Annotated in this window: 16 protein-coding genes and 1 pseudogene; 6 read left to right on the top strand and 11 right to left on the bottom strand. The window is 71.8% G+C overall.

All coding sequences use genetic code 11. From position 1 onward, the window contains the following. Positions 1-3: 3 nt before the first annotated feature. From G3I77_RS33415 to G3I77_RS33400, 4 genes are all read right to left on the bottom strand, one after another. Positions 4-999 carry a serine/threonine-protein kinase gene (locus G3I77_RS33415; protein WP_248509758.1) on the bottom strand — a complete coding sequence of 332 codons (996 nt, stop codon included), beginning with the start codon at positions 997-999 and terminating at the stop codon, positions 4-6. After that, positions 996-2282 carry a hypothetical protein gene (locus G3I77_RS41320; RefSeq protein ID WP_374387785.1) on the bottom strand — a complete coding sequence of 429 codons (1287 nt, stop codon included), beginning with the start codon at positions 2280-2282 and terminating at the stop codon, positions 996-998. The genes G3I77_RS33415 and G3I77_RS41320 overlap by 4 nt, the downstream gene beginning before the upstream one ends. Before the next feature lie 9 nt (positions 2283-2291). Continuing rightward, positions 2292-4631: an FHA domain-containing protein gene (locus G3I77_RS33405; protein ID WP_248509756.1), complete on the bottom strand. Its 2340-nt coding sequence runs from the start codon at positions 4629-4631 to the stop codon at positions 2292-2294. 62 nt (positions 4632-4693) lie between these two features. After that, complete coding sequence (locus G3I77_RS33400) at positions 4694-5104, bottom strand: hypothetical protein (RefSeq protein ID WP_248509749.1); 411 nt, start codon at positions 5102-5104, stop codon at positions 4694-4696. Between the two features lie 161 nt (positions 5105-5265). Here G3I77_RS33400 and G3I77_RS33395 point away from each other — a divergent pair, with 161 nt between their 5' ends. Beyond that, positions 5266-5601: a nuclear transport factor 2 family protein gene (locus tag G3I77_RS33395; protein ID WP_374387836.1), complete on the top strand. Its 336-nt coding sequence runs from the start codon at positions 5266-5268 to the stop codon at positions 5599-5601. Positions 5602-5674: 73 nt separating this feature from the next. After that, on the top strand, positions 5675-5962 hold the full coding sequence (locus G3I77_RS33390; RefSeq protein ID WP_248509746.1) for a DUF1905 domain-containing protein: 288 nt from the start codon (positions 5675-5677) through the stop codon (positions 5960-5962). A gap of 42 nt (positions 5963-6004) precedes the next feature. On the opposite strand, the gene mgrA is transcribed toward G3I77_RS33390, so the two are convergent. After that, positions 6005-6997, bottom strand: coding sequence for an L-glyceraldehyde 3-phosphate reductase (gene mgrA / locus G3I77_RS33385; RefSeq protein WP_282574257.1), 993 nt, complete (start codon positions 6995-6997; stop codon positions 6005-6007). Between the two features lie 117 nt (positions 6998-7114). Between mgrA and G3I77_RS33380 the strand changes: the two genes are divergently transcribed. Together G3I77_RS33380 and G3I77_RS33375 are read left to right on the top strand one after the other, a co-directional pair. Continuing rightward, entirely contained in the window at positions 7115-8029 is a 915-nt protein-coding gene (locus G3I77_RS33380) for a LysR family transcriptional regulator (protein WP_248509745.1), read from the top strand. A 211-nt stretch (positions 8030-8240) separates the two neighbouring features. Next, positions 8241-8756, top strand: coding sequence for a DUF664 domain-containing protein (locus G3I77_RS33375; RefSeq protein ID WP_248509744.1), 516 nt, complete (start codon positions 8241-8243; stop codon positions 8754-8756). Here G3I77_RS33375 and G3I77_RS33370 read toward each other — a convergent pair. Continuing rightward, positions 8738-9817, bottom strand: coding sequence for an adenosine deaminase (locus tag G3I77_RS33370; RefSeq protein ID WP_248509743.1), 1080 nt, complete (start codon positions 9815-9817; stop codon positions 8738-8740). The genes G3I77_RS33375 and G3I77_RS33370 overlap by 19 nt on opposite strands. Before the next feature lie 46 nt (positions 9818-9863). After that, complete coding sequence (locus G3I77_RS33365) at positions 9864-10256, bottom strand: VOC family protein (RefSeq protein ID WP_248509742.1); 393 nt, start codon at positions 10254-10256, stop codon at positions 9864-9866. Between the two features lie 115 nt (positions 10257-10371). Between G3I77_RS33365 and G3I77_RS33360 the strand changes: the two are divergent. Then, positions 10372-10688: pseudogene (locus G3I77_RS33360) on the top strand (tautomerase family protein); the annotation flags it as partial. A 132-nt stretch (positions 10689-10820) separates the two neighbouring features. Next, a complete protein-coding gene (locus tag G3I77_RS33355; RefSeq protein ID WP_248509941.1) occupies positions 10821-11279 on the top strand; it encodes a pyridoxamine 5'-phosphate oxidase family protein in 459 nt (152 codons plus the stop codon). 7 nt (positions 11280-11286) lie between these two features. On the opposite strand, the gene G3I77_RS33350 is transcribed toward G3I77_RS33355, so the two are convergent. The 4 genes from G3I77_RS33350 to G3I77_RS33335 all read right to left on the bottom strand — a co-directional run bounded on the left by G3I77_RS33350 (position 11287) and on the right by G3I77_RS33335 (position 15232). Next, complete coding sequence (locus G3I77_RS33350; protein WP_248509741.1) at positions 11287-12195, bottom strand: oxidoreductase; 909 nt, start codon at positions 12193-12195, stop codon at positions 11287-11289. Between the two features lie 42 nt (positions 12196-12237). Continuing rightward, positions 12238-13605, bottom strand: a complete 1368-nt coding sequence (locus tag G3I77_RS33345; RefSeq protein ID WP_248509740.1) for a PI-PLC domain-containing protein — start codon at positions 13603-13605, stop codon at positions 12238-12240. Between the two features lie 70 nt (positions 13606-13675). Further along, positions 13676-14566 carry a glycoside hydrolase family 19 protein gene (locus G3I77_RS33340; RefSeq protein ID WP_248509738.1) on the bottom strand — a complete coding sequence of 297 codons (891 nt, stop codon included), beginning with the start codon at positions 14564-14566 and terminating at the stop codon, positions 13676-13678. A 228-nt stretch (positions 14567-14794) separates the two neighbouring features. Further along, positions 14795-15232 carry a MarR family winged helix-turn-helix transcriptional regulator gene (locus G3I77_RS33335; RefSeq protein WP_248509736.1) on the bottom strand — a complete coding sequence of 146 codons (438 nt, stop codon included), beginning with the start codon at positions 15230-15232 and terminating at the stop codon, positions 14795-14797. Positions 15233-15254: the final 22 nt, after the last annotated feature.

Genomic DNA, 15254 nt, shown 5'->3' with positions numbered 1-15254 from the left:
GCCCTACGTCCGCTGTACGAAGACCGGTTCGGCCCAGCGTGGCGGCGGCTTGGGCCGCTCCTCCCCCGCGCCCGGCAGCTGCCGGTCCGCCCGCGTGGGCGCCCTGGTGGCCCCGGCCCCGCCGCCGGTTGCCGCGGCGCGCAGTGCGGCGACGAAGGCGAGGCAGGACGGGTACCGGTCATCGGGGCTCTTGGCGAGGGCCCGGGCGAAGACGGGGTCGACCCGCGGGTCGAGGTCGGGACGGTCCTCGGTCAGCGGCGGCGGTTCGTCGTACTGGTGGGCCCAGAGCAGGGCCATGTCGTCGTCGCGGAGGAAGGGCGGATGGCCCGCGAGGGTCTCGAAGACGACGCAGGCGAAGCCGTACACGTCGCAGCGGGCGTCGACCGGTTTGCCGGAGATCTGCTCGGGGGCGACGTAGTCGAGGGTGCCGACGAACTGGCCGACCGTGGTGAAGCCGGTCAGCGACAGCGACTTCTTCGTCAGGCCGAAGTCGGTGAGGTAGACGTGCTCGGGGTGGTCGCTGTCGGTGCCGCGGGACACCAGGATGTTGCCGGGCTTGACGTCCCGGTGGACCAGTCCGTTGTCGTGGGCCGCGTCGAGCGCGGAGGCGAGCTGGGCGGCGACGCGCAGGGCGGTGACGGGCGGCATCGGGCCCTCACGGTCGAGGACGTGCCGCAGGTCGCTGCCGGCGACGTACCGCATGGCGATGTACAGCACGCCGTCCGTCTCGCCGGCCTCGAACACCGGCACGATGTGGGGGTGGTCGATCGCTGCGGCGGCCCGGGACTCGTGGGTGAAGCGGCGGCGGAAGGTGTCGTTGCGGGCGAGCTCCGGGGCGAGCAGCTTCAGGGCGACGGTGCGTTCCAGGCGCAGGTCGCGGGCCCGGTAGACGACGGCCATGCCGCCGCGCCCGATCTCCTGCTCGATCCGGTACCCGGCGATCTGCTGCCCGACCAGCTCGGAGGGCCGCCCCGAGAACAGGCTCGTCTCGCGGTTCACCGGCCGTCTCCCTCGGGTGAGGCGACCCGGGTGGGCTCATGCCCCACGACCCGCGTGGGCGGCGGCGCCACGACCGGCCGATCGTCCTCGCCCTCGTCCTCACGGTCCTCGGGGGACACGAGGCGCGTGGGTTCGGGTGTGTCAGCGGATACGGCCCTCGTGGGCTCCGGAGCGTCGGTGGATACGGCCCTCGTCGGCTCGGGGGCGTCGGGGGCCACGACTCGTGTGGGCTCGGGGGCGTCGGAAGCCACCACCCGCGTGGGCTCGGGTGCGTCCGGCGCCACCACGCGGGTCGGCTCTGCAGCCTCGGCAGGCACAGCCCCCTTCCGCTCGGGCGTATCCGAAGACGCCACCCGAGTCGGCTCCGGAGGCGCGGCACGCACACCCCCCGACGGCCCGGGGGCGTCCGGTGCCACCACCCGGGTCGGCTCAGCCGCATCCGGAGCCACCACCCGCGTCGGCTCCGGAGGCTCGGCACGCACAGCCCCCCTCCGCTCAGGCGTATCCGAAGCCACCACCCGCGTCGGCTCCGGAGGCTCGGCACGCACAGCCCGCTTCCGCGCCCCGGCAGGCGAGGCCCCCTTCGGCTCCGGGGCCTCGGGCGGAACCAGCCCGGACGGACCGGGTGCCTCAGGCGGGACCACGCGCGTCGGTCCGGCGGGTGCGCTCTGGGCGGGTGGAGGCGGGTCGGCAGGGCGAGCCGCCTGCTCGGCGCGGGGCGGCTCGATGGGGCCCTCGGGCGGCACGACCCGCGTAGGGGGATGCACGGGCGCTTCGGCCGGGCGGGACTCCGGTTCGGCCGCGGGCGTCTCGTCCGTCGCGTACGTGGTCATCCGGGTGCCGTCGGCGTACACCCAATGCCCGTGGGCGGAGTCGTAGAGCCACACGGACTCGCCGTCGATGACGACGCCGATCCGCATGCCGTGGGTACGGGTGCGGAACGACTCCCGGTCGAGGCCGCCCGCGAGGTCCTCCACCGCGGAGCGGTAGCGCGCCAGGGCTGCCTGCGCCCGGCCCAGCAGGGGCCGCGGATCGGCGGCGCGGGTGAGGGGCCCGTCCGCGGCGGGCGGATCCAGCGGTACGGCGACCAGGCGGCGGCCGTCGACCCAGGCCGACCAGCCGTTGAAGCACAGCACGTGCCCCCAGTCGCCCTGCCGCTCCAGGAGCTGCACCGGCAGCAGCGGGTCGAGGTCCACGGTGGGCCGGGCCGGGTCGGGGGCCTCCCAGGCGGGCATCCCGTGCTGCGGGACGACGTGCGTGGGCCGGAAGCCGGGGGACGTCATCGGCGCTCCCTACTTCCGCATGACGGCCGGTTCGTGCCGGCGCAGCATCCGGGACACGAGGAAGCCGAAGAGCACCGACAGGACGACCAGCATCCCGACGTCGAGCAGCCACGTGCCCGCCGAGTGCTCGAAGAGCGGGTCCTTCGTCAGGTCATCGGGCACGATCCGGCCCAGCCCGACGGTGCCGGCCATCGCGGCCAGTGCCCAGCGCGCCGGCACCAGCCAGCCCAGCTGCTCGAGCCCGGGGGTGTCGGCCAGCTTCAGCAAGGCGCCGCAGAAGACGACCTGGACGATGGCGATGAGCACGAGCAGCGGCATCGTCACCTCTTCCTTGCGCACCAGCGCCGAGACGAGCAGGCCGAGCATCATCGCCGTGAAGGCCAGCAGGGCGACGGCGACCGTGATCTCCACCAGGGGCGGCATCAGCACGCCTTCGCCGCCCGGTGCGTTGAGGTCGACGCCGAGCAGGGCGACCAGGGTCAGCACCACCGCCTGGAGCACGGTGATGACACCCAGGACGATGACCTTGGACATCAGGTACGCCGATCTGGAGAGCCCCACCGCCCGTTCCCGCTGGTAGATCACGCGTTCCTTGACGAGTTCGCGCACGGCGTTGGCCGCCCCGGTCAGCACCGCGCCGACGCACAGGATGAGCAGCGCGTTCATCGCCGTGTCGAGCGTCAGCTTGCCGCCCGCGAGGGCGCGCGCCATCGCGCCCATGACGAACGGCAGCGCGATCATGATGATCAGGAAGGTGCGGTCGGCGCTCAGCGCGGCCGCGTACCGGCGCACCAGCGTGCCGAGTTGGGCGCTCCGGCTCCGCGGCCGGGGCGGGGCGGTGATGACGACGGGCTCGGACCGGGGCTGCTGGGGCTGCGCCGAGGCGTCGGCCACGTACCGGCCGTGGAACGGCGAGACGAGGTACTCCCCCGCCCAGTCCCGGTCCGCGTCCCGGTCGAAGGCCTCGAAGGCCTCCGGCCACTCCTCGAAGCCGAAGAAGGACAGGGCGTCCTCGGGCGGCCCGTAGTAGGCGATCTTTCCGCCGGGCGCGAGCACGAGGAGCCGGTCGCACACGTCCAGGCTGAGCACGCTGTGGGTGACGACGATGACGGTCCGGCCGTCGTCGGCGAGGCCGCGCAGCATGTGCATCACCGACCGGTCCATGCCGGGATCGAGGCCGGAGGTCGGCTCGTCGAGGAACAGCAGCGAGGGCTTGGTCAGCAGCTCCAGGGCCACGCTGACGCGCTTGCGCTGACCGCCGGACAGGCTGTGCACGTGCTGGTCGGCGCGCTGTTCCAGGCCCAGTTCGCGGATGACCTCGTCGACCCGGGCGCGCCGCTCGGCCTTGGCGGTGTCCTGCGGGAAGCGCAGCTCGGCGGCGTAGGAGAGGGCTTTGCGGACGGTCAGCTGGGCGTGCAGGATGTCGTCCTGCGGGACCAGGCCGATGCGCTGGCGCAGCTCGGCGTAGTCGCGGTAGAGGTCGCGGCCGTCGTAGAGGACGGTGCCGTGGTTGGCGGGCCGCTGGCCGGTGAGGGCGTTGAGGAGGGTGGACTTGCCGGCGCCGCTCGGGCCGACGACGGCGAGCAGGCACTTCTCCCCGACCGGGAACGACACGTGGTCGAGGAGTGTCTTGCGGCCCCGGTCGACGGTGACCGCGAGATCCTGCACGTCGAGGGAGACCTCACCGGTGTCGACGTACTCCTGGAGCTGGTCGCCGACGAGGCAGAACGCCGAGTGGCCGATGCCGACGATGTCGCCCTGGCCGACCGGGGCGCTGGTGACGCGGCTGCCGTTGAGGTACGTGCCGTTGTGGCTGCCCACGTCGGTGATCTCGTAGGTTCCGTCGGCCAGGGCGCGCAGTTCGGCGTGCCGGCGGGAGACCAACAGGTCGTCGATGACCAGGTCGTTGTCGGGGGCGCGGCCGATGCGGACGGTGCGGGAGGGCAGCGGGCGTACGGTCGTGGGCTGCCGGTAGGTGCTGGTGTGGGCCGGCATGGAGACGGCGGAGGGGCGTTCCGGGGCGGGTGCGGCGGGAGCGGGGCGGCCCGTGAGGGTCATGCGCGGTCCGTCGGCCGGATTGCCGAAGCGGATGACGCTGCCGGGCCCGACGTCCCACTCGTGGATGCGCCGGCCGTCGGCATAGGTGCCGTTGGTGCTGTCCTCGTCCTCGATCGTCCAGTGACCGTCCTCGGGACGCAGCACCGCATGGTGCCAGGAGACCCGGTCGTCGTCGATGACGACGTCGCACAACGGATCGCGCCCCACGTGGTAGTCGCGGCCCGGGATCATCACGGTGGTGCTCGTCTCTGTCTCCAGGACGAGTTCTGGTGCTACCGAGGGTTGCGCCATGGTCAAGATTCTACCGATTTGCCATGTTATGCGCCTGGGCGAGAGCGGGGTGAGCAGCGGGGTCAGCCGACCGTGATGCCGACGAAGGGAGCCGTGCGCTGCATCCGCAGGGTGTCCACGGACTCGGCGAGCAGTTCGTATTCGGTGGTGTCGTCGCTGGTGGCGATGCGCACCAGCCGTCCGGCCGCCAACTCCTCGGCGATCCGCTCCTGCTGGGCGGGATCGGCGCACCAGGCGCGCAGCAGCCCGGGCACGTCGGGCACGGTGTGGGCGACCGGCACGAGCGCGCCCGGCGGTAAGTGCTCGGCGTCGGGCTGGGGGTCGAGGCGCTGGGCGATCCAGGAAGCGCGGTCGCGCAGCCACCACAGGGCGAGGGCGAGGGTGGGCGCGCGGTAGGTACCGAGGGGCACTCCGATACGGCGGCCGTCGCAGACTCCGTACGCCGTGACGTGGCACAGAAACTCGTCGTGCACGTGACCCTCCCCCGTTGCCCTGCCCGCCTGCCGGCCCGGCCTCGCATCCCTGCGGCTCGCGTGCTGTGCGTGAGGTCGCCGTCGCTCGATGTGAAAAGCGCTCTCGCAGGTCAGTATGTTCACTACTGAATCACTGTCACCACGACTTTCCGGCCACTCTCCTGGCATATTCACCCCCCGAGTTGGCTGGAATCCGGCGAGCTGTCGCGGGGGCCCACGACTCCGGAGGCAGCTGCACCGGCCCTCTGGCCGACGTCGGCGGGCACGAGGGCATCGCCGCGGTGATCGCGGCGGCCCACGAGCAGTTCCCGGGGTTCGGGTTCCGGCTCACCGGCGCCGTCGACGGGCATCACGACACCGCCCGGTTCTCGTGGGAGCTGGTGAGCGCGGCCGACGGCTCGGCGGCGGTCGCCGGGTCGGATGTGATCACGCCGGACGGGCAGGGCCGGATCAGGGCCGTGCTCGGGTTCCTGGACCGGGTACCCGCCGGGGAGTGAGACGACCGGCGATGAGTTCTCCGGTGTCCGGCGGTCTGTACGGGGAAGAGGCCGCCCAGCACCGGAGGACGTCATGGCCGTCACGGGAGAACTGGACGCGGAGTTCACCGCCGTCCTGCGCAGAAGCCCCGCCGAGGGCGGCTGGACCTATCTGGTCTGGCCCCGGTCCGTCGAGTTCTTCGGCACCCGCGGCCTGGTCAAGGTCCGCGGGACGATCGACGGGCACCCGTTCCGCAGCTCGTTCATGGCCCTGGGGGACGGCACGCACAAGCTGCCCGTGAAGGCCGGCATCCGCAAGGCCATCGGCAAGGAGGAGGGCGACACGGTGACGGTGCGCCTCGAGGAGCGGATCAGCGCGTAGCCGGCGCGCCCGCGGGCGGCCGCCCCCGGGCGGGCGGACCTGCTACTGCTTGACGATGGCGTCGATCCGGGCCAGCTCGTCCGCGTCGAAGTCCAGGTTGCGGGTGGCGCCGACGCTGTCCTCGATCTGCTGCGCGCTGCTCGCGCCGACCAGCGCGGAGGTGACCCGGCCACCGCGCAGCACCCAGGCCAGCGCCATCTGGGCCAGGGTCTGGCCGCGCGACTTCGCGATGTCGTTCAGGTCGCGCAGCCGGCCCACCAGGTCCTCGGTGAGCGCGTCCGAGTTCAGGAAGGGGCTGTCGCTCGCGGCCCGGGAACCCTCAGGGATGCCGTCGAGGTAGCGGGCGGAGAGCACGCCCTGCTCCAGCGGCGAGAAGACGATGGAGCCGACCTGGAGCTCGTCGAGGGCGTCGAGCAGGCCCTCGTCCTCGGGGCGGCGGTCCAGCATCGAGTAGCGCGGCTGGTGGATGAGGAGCGGCGTGCCCAGTTCGCCCAGGATGCGGGCCGCCTCGCGGGTCTGCTCCGCGGAGTAGTTGGAGACACCGACGTACAGCGCCTTGCCCTGCTGCACCGCCGAGTGCAGGGCACCCATCGTCTCCTCGAGCGGGGTGTCCGGGTCGGGGCGGTGCGAGTAGAAGATGTCGACGTAGTCCAGGCCCATCCGCTTCAGGCTCTGGTCCAGTGAGGACAGCACGTACTTGCGCGAGCCCCACTCGCCGTACGGGCCCGGCCACATCAGGTAGCCGGCCTTGGTGGAGATGACCAGCTCGTCGCGGTACGGCGCGAAGTCCGCCTTCAGGAACTCGCCCAGCGCGGACTCGGCGGCGCCGGGCGGCGGGCCGTAGTTGTTCGCGAGGTCGAAGTGGGTGACGCCGAGGTCGAAGGCGCGGCGCAGGATGGCGCGCTGCGTCTCGACGGGCCGGTCCGGGCCGAAGTTGTGCCACAGGCCGAGCGAGAGCGCGGGGAGCTGCAGGCCGCTGCGTCCGGTGCGCCGGTAGGGCATGTCCGCGTAGCGGTCGGGGTGTGCGGTGTACAACGCGACTCCAGAGGGGTTGGCACGGTCGGGATGAAACCGGTCTCCACTCTGGCGTGACCTGCGCCCATGCGTCCAACAGAAGAATCCGATGGAATTCAGCGGCTACGCTTCTCAGTCATGGAACTGCGCCACTTGCAGCACTTCGTCGCGGTCGCCGAGGACCAGCACTTCACCCGGGCGGCGGAGCGGCTCCTGGTGTCCCAGTCGGGCCTGTCGGCGTCCATCCGGGCCCTTGAGCGGGAGCTGCAGACGCCGCTGTTCGTGCGCACGACCCGCCGGGTGACGCTGACCCCGGCCGGGCGGGCGCTGCTCGGTGAGGCGGAGCGGATCCTCGCGCAGGTCCGCTCGGCCCACGAGGCGGTGGCGGCGGTGCAGGGCGTGCTGCGCGGCATGCTCACACTGGGCAGCGAGCAGTGCATCGCGGGGGTGCACGTGGCGGGGCTGCTCGCCGCCTTCCGGCACCGTCATCCGGACGTGGAGATCTGTCTGCGGCAGGCCGGGTCGGGCGCGCTCGCGGAGGACGTCGAGGCGGGGCGGCTCGACCTGGCGTTCGCGGTGCGGACGCAGGCGGACAGCGACCAGCTGCGATCGGTGCCGCTGACCAGCGAGCCGATGACGCTGCTGTGCCACTCCAGCCACCGGCTCGCCGCCGCCCGCGCGGCGGTCACACCGCAGGAGCTGGGCGGCGAGGTGTTCGTCGACTTCCAGCCGGACTGGGGTCCGCGCCGCACCACCGACACGGTGTTCGCGGCCGCCGGCGTACGGAGATCGGTGGCCCTGGAGGTGAACGACGTACACACGCTGCTCGACCTGGTCGACGAGAACCTCGGCGTCGCCGTCGTGCCGCGCCACTTCGCACACAAACGCGCCACCCTGACCGCACTGCCCGTGAAGGGCACCGGCGAGGCCGTCTACGAGACGGTGGCCCTGCTGCCGCCCGAGCAGGCGACCAGCCCGGCGGCCCGGGCCCTGATGGCCCTGCTGGAAACCGGGGGTCTGGCACCACCCCGGGAGATTGTCCACCCCTCCTGACCCGATCCGTGCCACGCAACGGACTCGTGACCGTTGAGGCCATGTTCGTGCCGTCCGACCCGTGCGACGGGAGGGCTGCGGAGGACGACGGGTACACGATCGCGCCCGGGCCCGGGTGCCGTTGGGCTTCCACGGGAGCTGGATCCCCGGCCCGTGATTCCCCGCGGTGATCCCCGGCGCGTGATTCCCGGCGATGCGCGATGGTGGACCTATGCATGCGAAGGACATCCTCATCGACGGTTTCAACCGCATCCGCGAAGAAGTCCACGCCACCGTCGAGGGTCTCGGGCCCGACGAGCTGAGCGCCCGCCCCTCCCCCGACACCAACTCGATCGCCTGGCTGGTCTGGCATCTCACCCGCGTCCAGGACGACCACCTGGCCGACGCCTTCGGCCTCGACCAGGTGTGGCTGACCCAGGACTGGGAGAAGCGCTTCGGTCTTGACCTGCCCCGCCGCGACACGGGCTACGGCCACAGCCCCGCCAAGGTCGCCAGGGTCCGGGTCGACTCGGGCGAGCTGCTGACCGGCTACTACGACGCCGTGCACGACCAGAGCCTGGACGCCCTGCGGGGACTCGCCGCCAAGGACCTGGAACGCGTCATCGACGAGCGCTGGGACCCACCCGTCACCCTGGGCGTCCGGCTGGTCAGCGTCCTGTCCGACGATCTCCAGCACATCGGACAGGCCGCCTACCTCCGGGGGCTGCTTCAGAGCGCCGCGGCGTAACCGGGCAGCACCACGTCCCGGATGAGCGCGTTCCGCTCGTCGAACGGCAGGAACGCGCTCTTCAGAGCGTTGACGGTCACCGTGCGCAGATCCTCGACGGTCCAGCCCGCCTGCTCGGTCAGCAGGGACATCTCGCGGGTCATCGTGGTGCCCGAGACCAGCCGGTTGTCGGTGTTGAGGGTGACGCGGAAGCCGAGGTCCTTCAGCGCGGTGATCGGGTGCTCGGCGATCGAAGTGGCGGCGCCCGTCTGGAGGTTGGACGTCGGGCACATCTCCAGCGCGATGCGCCGGTCGCGGACCCAGCTCGCGAGCCGGCCGAGCTTGCCCGCCGCGAGGTCCGGGATGTCGTCGGTGATCCGCACACCGTGCCCGATGCGCTGGGCGCCGCACACCTGGAGGGCCTGGTGGATGCTGGGCAGCCCGTGCGCCTCCCCGGCGTGGATGGTGAACGGCACGTTCTCGCGGCGCAGGTGCTCGAAGGCCGCGAGGTGGTCGGCGGGCGGGAAGCCGTCCTCGGCACCGGCGATGTCGAAGCCGACGACCCCGGCGTCACGGAACGCCACGGCCAGGTCGGCCGCCTCGCCCACCCGGTCGAACATCCGCATCCCGCACAGCAGGGTGCCGACCCGCACCGGCGTGCCCGCGGCAGCAGCCTTGGCCATGCCCGCCGCGAGACCCTCCTGGACGGTCTCCACGACCTCGGCCATGGTCAGCTCGCCCCTGGTGTTCAGCTCGGGGGCGTAGCGCACCTCGCCGTAGACGACGCCGTCGGCGGCCAGGTCCAGGACGTACTCCTCGGCCGTGCGCAGCAGGCCCTCGCGGGTCTGCATCACGGCGAGGGTGTGCTCGAAGGTGGCTATGTAGCGCACCAGGTCGCCGGAGTTGGCGGCCTCGTAGTACCAGGCGGCCAGCTCGTCCGGGTCGGTGGTGGGCAGGGTGTGGCCGACCGCTTCCGCCAGCTCCACCACGGTGGCGGGGCGCAGGCCGCCGTCGAGGTGGTCGTGCAGCACGGCCTTGGGGAGGCGGCGGATCAGGTCGGCGTCTACGCGCGTAGCAGTCATGGCGGGGTCTTTCCTCGGGCGGGTGGTTCGAAGCGGCGGGAAGCGGTCAGCCGGCGGGCTGGAGCAGGTCCCAGCGGTTGCCGTACAGGTCCTGGAAGACGGCGACGGTCCCGTACGGCTCGCGCCGCGGGTCCTCCAGGAAGGTCACGCCCGCCTCGGTCATCCGGGCGTGGTCGCGGGCGAAGTCGTCGGTGTGCAGGAAGAACCCGACCCGTCCGCCGGTCTGGTCCCCGACCCGGCCTGCCTGGGCCTCGCCCTTGGCGCGGGCCAGCAGCAGGCCGGTGCCGGCTCCCGGGGTGCCGGGTTCGACGACGACCCAGCGCGATCCGTCGGGCCGGGGCATGTCCTCGGCGAGCCGGAATCCGAGGGCGTCGGTGTAGAAGCGGATCGCCTCGTCGTAGTCGTCGACGACGAGGGTGACCAGGGCGATACGTCTCATCGGTGCCTCTCGGAGCGGGCGGTTGACCGGAGAGGTTATACGTAAAACCTCGGGGATGCCAACTACCCGGTGGACCCCTTCGACCTCTACTGTAACTACTAGTATGTACACTATTGCCGTCCACAACGCCCTGACCGAGGCGATCGGCATCCCGCCCGACGACCGGTTCCAGGTCCCGGTGGACCACGACGGCACGAGCGGCACCCTGCGCTTCGACGACTACCTCGGCGTGCACCGCGACAAGGGCATCGTCTACGTCGCGATCACACTGCGCTCTCCGGTCGCACGCCCGCGCAGAAGCAGGCGCTGTACCGCAGGATCGCCGACCTCGCCCACGCCGGCACCGAGCCGCGGAACGTGTTCGTCGTCCTGACCGAGAACGCGTCGGCCGACTGGTCACTGGGCGAGGGCGTGGGGCAGTACCTCGGGAGTCCTAGGTCGTGTCCGCAAAGTCCCGTCGTCCGCCCGCGGGGCAGGGGGGACTTTGCGGACACGGCCTCGGGCCCCGGGCCTAGGGCCGGGGCCCGAGGCGCCCCGGCCCCTCCGCCCGCTAGCGTCCCGTCCATGAAGATCACCGAGCCGTCCCGCACCCCCGAGCTGCGCAAGGCGGACCTGCTGGGCCGTCTGGAGCGCGAGATCGACATCTGGGTGGGGACGGCGGATGCCGAAGGGGTTCCCTGTCTGGTGCCGCTGTCGTTCGTGTGGCACGACGAGGCCGTGTGGCTGTGCACCCGGCTGAGCAACCCCACCGGCCGCAATCTGCGGGACGGCGGACGGACCCGGCTGGCCTTCGGTGACACCCGGGACGTCGTGCTCGTCGACGGTGAGGTGCGGACCTACCCGATGCGGGAGGTGCCGTCGGCGGCGGCCGAGGCGTTCCGCGCGAAGACCGGGTGGGATCCGCGCGAGGACGACGGGTCGTACGCGTTCTTCCGGGTGCGGCCGCGCGCGGTACAGGCGTGGTGCGAGCAGCACGAGATGCCGCGCAGGCATCTCATGCGGGAGGGTGTCTGGGCCGTGTAGTCGTCGCTCAACCGGCCTTGCGGCGCGGCAGATCGAGCCGGTCCAGTTCCTCGTCGGTGAGGCGGATCGCGCCCGCCGCCACGTTCTCCGTGAGGTGGCCGGGGTTGCCGGTGCCGGGGATGGCGAGGACGTGGGGGCCCTGGTGCAGGGTCCAGGCGATGCGAATCTGGGCGGGGCTCGCGCCATGGGCCCGGGCCACGGCGCGGACCTCCTGGTCATGGGCGGTGACGGCACCGTGCTCACCGGCTTCGCCGGCGACGGCGTAGAACGGCACGAAGGCGATGCCCTGTTCGCCGCAGATGCGGAGCAGTTCGTCGGTCTCGGGGTCGGGGCGGTCGAGGGCGTACCGGTTCTGGACGCAGACCACGGGTGCGATGGCCTGCGCCTCGGCCAGATGGCGCGGCTCGACGTTGGAGATGCCGAGGTGCCGTATCAGGCCGGCCTCGCGCAGTTCCGCGAGGGCACCGAAGTGCTCGGCGACGGAGTCGTTCTTCGGCATCCGGCGCAGGTTGACCACGTCCAGGTGGTCGCGGCCGAGCTGGCGCAGGTTCTCCTCCACGTGGCCGCGCAGGTCCTCGGGGCGGGCCGCGGTGCCCCAGGCGCCGTCGTGGGTCCGGTAGGGGCCCACCTTGGTGACGATGACCAGGTCGTCTGGGTACGGCGCCAGCGCGCTGTTGATGAGTTCGTTGGCGGAGCGCAGCGACGAGAAGTAGAAGGCCGCTGTGTCGATGTGGTTGATCCCGAGGTCGATCGCCTTGCGCAGGACGGCGATCGACCGGCCGCGGTCACTCGGTGTGCCGTGGTGGAAGGCGGCGCTGCCCGTCAGCCGCATCGCGCCGAAGCCGAGGCGGTGGACGGGCAGGTCGCCGAGTTTCCAGGTGCCTGCGGCGTCCGCGGTGATCAGCTGTGAGCTCATCGGCGGAGTCTCACACACGACGCGCGGACCGGCGAACCCGGTTTACGGATACGTGTACGAGTTGAGGGTGCTGACGGCGGATGCCGGGTTGCCGCGGTCGTAGTGGTCCACGGCGAGGAAGGTGGGCTTCTTGCGCGCGGCCGGCTGGCAGAACCTCCGGGCGCGGTCGGCGAGTTTGGTGTTGTCGGTGCCGGCCGTGCCGGTGATCGGGACGTCACGGAAGTGGTTCATGACGAACAGCGGACGGAATCCGGTCTCGGTGCGGGTCAGTGGGATGTTGGTGTCGGCGCCGTACCAGCGGCTGTAGCAGGACCAGTCGGAGGTGCCGACGCCCGAGCCCATGGACCAGTAGTTCTCGACGGTCCACTCGCGCTGGTACATGACGCCGAAGCTGTCCCGGGTCAGGCCCGCGGCCTGGTCGGCGGAGCGGCTGTGATCGGTGAAGATCAGCAGCCGGTCGCCGGCGGCGGCCAGCTCCGCCATCGTCGGCCAGCCGTTCTGCCGTACGCCGGTGAGGTCGGGCCGGTAGAGCACGTCCGACAGGCCGTTGACCCGGGCGAGTTCGGCGCGCAGGACGGCCGGGTCGACGTAGTCCTCCAGGAAGACGGTGACGAACTGGTCGGGGTGGGTTGTCAGGAAGTCGACCATGCGCTGGAGGTCGACCCACAGGGCGACGGGCCTGCTGACGAGGGTGCAGCTGTTGTGGCAGAGGATCGCACCGTCGGGGGTCTGGTGGATGTCCAGCATGAATCCCCGGACGCCGTCGGCGAGTTGGCGTTCGATGCCGCGGGTCTGGTTCGGCACGAGGTTGACGAAGGGCGGGGCGAAGCCGCCGTCGACGCCGTTGGCGTACGCGTTGTGCGTGGTGAGGAACGTGACCTGGTCCAGGGTGCGTCGCTCCTGCGGCGGCATGGGGCCGGTGGCGGGGTCGACCGGGGTGAGGTACCAGGCGGCGAGGTCGCCGGAGCCGCCGAGGGCGAGCCGGGCGGGGTAGGTGGCGCCGGGCGGCTTGGGCGCCACCGTGAGGTGGCGCGTGGTCCCCGGGGCCTTGAGCGTGTGGCGGTCGGCGCCGAGAGGACTGATCTCCCACCCGGCGTCGGCGCCGGCGCAGGCGACGGTCGCGGCCTGGTCGCCGCTGCGGCCGAGGCAGCTGCCGGGCGCGTCGGTGCTCTCCAGGAGATGCGAGGAGCCGCTCGGCTTCAGCCGCCACTGCTGGCGGTCCTCGTTGCCGCGGGGTCTGTGCTGCTCGACCGCTCCGCCGTTGTCGGCCGCGTTGAGCCCGGTCGTGGCGCTCTGGACGTAGTACGTACCCGGAGCCGGAACGGCGGCGGCAGCGGGCTGGGGGGCCACGACCGCGGCGGCGAGCGCCGCGGTCGTGGCGAGCAGGGCGTGGGGGGTGCGTAGGCGCATGAGGGATGCCCTTCGGTCAACCAGTCAGGTTCATGACATCCCGCATGACACCACGCCACGCGGTCCGGCGTCAGCAGTACAGGTTGCCGCCGGGTGCGGTCCCGAGGATCTGCGTGAACCGCTGGTAGTTGTTCACACGGCTCTGCACCTGCGCCGGGTTCTTGCCGTCGCACTCCAGGGAGCCGTTGATGCTGCGGATCGTCTGTCCGAACCCGGCGCCGTTCACCATGGCGTTGTGCGGGGTCATGCTGCCGGGGCCGGTCTGGGTGTTCCAGTACCACAGGGCTGTCTTCCAGGCGACGGCCGAGTCGTTCTGCACCAGCCAGGGGTTGTTCAGCAGGTCGATGCCGAGCGCGTCGCCCGCGGCCTTGTAGTTGAAGTTCCAGCTCAGCTGGATCGGGCCGCGCCCGTAGTAGGAGGCCTGTCCGGCCGGACAGCCGTAGGGCCGGCTCCAGTCGCAGTAGTGCGGGTAGTTGGCGGTGTTCTGCTCCACCACGTGCACCAGGCCGCCGGTCTCGTGGCTGACGTTGGCGAGGAAGGCGGCGGCCTCCTGCTTCTTCACCGTGTCGCCGCCGGTGTTGGCGAAGCCGGGGTAGGCGCTGAGGGCCGCGGTGAGGCCGCTGTAGCTGTAGAAGGAATTGCGGTTCGGGAACATCTGGTGGAACTGGGCCTCGGTCACCACGAAGCGCGTGTCGGGCGTGCCGGGGCCGTTGTCGCAGGCGTACGGCTCCCAGTACCAGGTGCTGATGATGGGGTCGTAGCCCGGGTTGGCGTGCTCGGCGATGTACGCCTTGCCGTCGGTGTAGCGCACGATGTCGCCGGCGGCGTACGACTTCCCCGCCGTCCAGTTCGGGTAGCTGGAGCACGCGGCGGCCGAGGCGTTCGAGGCGGGCAGGAGCACCGGCGCGGTGCCGGCGAGGGCGAGGGTGGCCAGGACTGCGGAGATGCGGCGTCTCGACACGGGTTCAACTCCTTTGCGGAGCACGGCCGCACCCCGACAAGGGCAGGGCGGGGCAGGCCCTTGACCGCACGCACCGGTGGTCCGGTCACGGCGTGGGGGCGGCCGTGGTGGGGGCTGTGGAGGCACACTCAACCGCGTTGGTCTGTACCAGTCAAGGGTGTAGACCAGTCAGGTATAGACCTGTCGTATGCGCGCTGGGTGACGGCCCGTCATTCCCTTGCCAGGGGCTCACACGTGCGCCGCGTCCTCCAGCGTCGCGGCCAACCGGTCCAGCAGGGCCCGCAGCAGGTCGTCGTCGCCGTCGCCGAGCGAGGGCCGGCCGGCGCGGACCGCGCGGTCGACGCGCTGCCAGTACTCCTGGCCGCGCGGGGTGAGGTGAGCGAGGATGCGGCGGCGGTCGAACGGATCGACCCTGCGGTGCACGAGGTTCTGGTCGACGAGCTGGTCGACCAGCTTGGTCAGCGTCGGAGGCGGCAGGAAGGCGGCCTCCGCGAGCCCCGTCATGTGATGCCCCTCGCCGTCGGACAGCGAGGCCAGCACCCGCCAGGCGTCGAGCGAGCAGCCCTCCGCCCCCAGAACGCCCTGCAACCGCCGCGCCGCGAGCCGTTCGGCCCGCGTCAGCAACTGCACGAGGTCGTCGGGCCGACGCCGGGTGGGGCTGGGCATCCCTGCTCCTAGGTCACGAGGG

The organism is Streptomyces sp. D2-8 (assembly GCF_023184515.1).
Lineage (GTDB): Bacteria > Actinomycetota > Actinomycetes > Streptomycetales > Streptomycetaceae > Streptomyces.
Note: the sequence above shows the minus strand (reverse complement) of the source record. Positions and strands in the feature narration are given on the sequence as shown.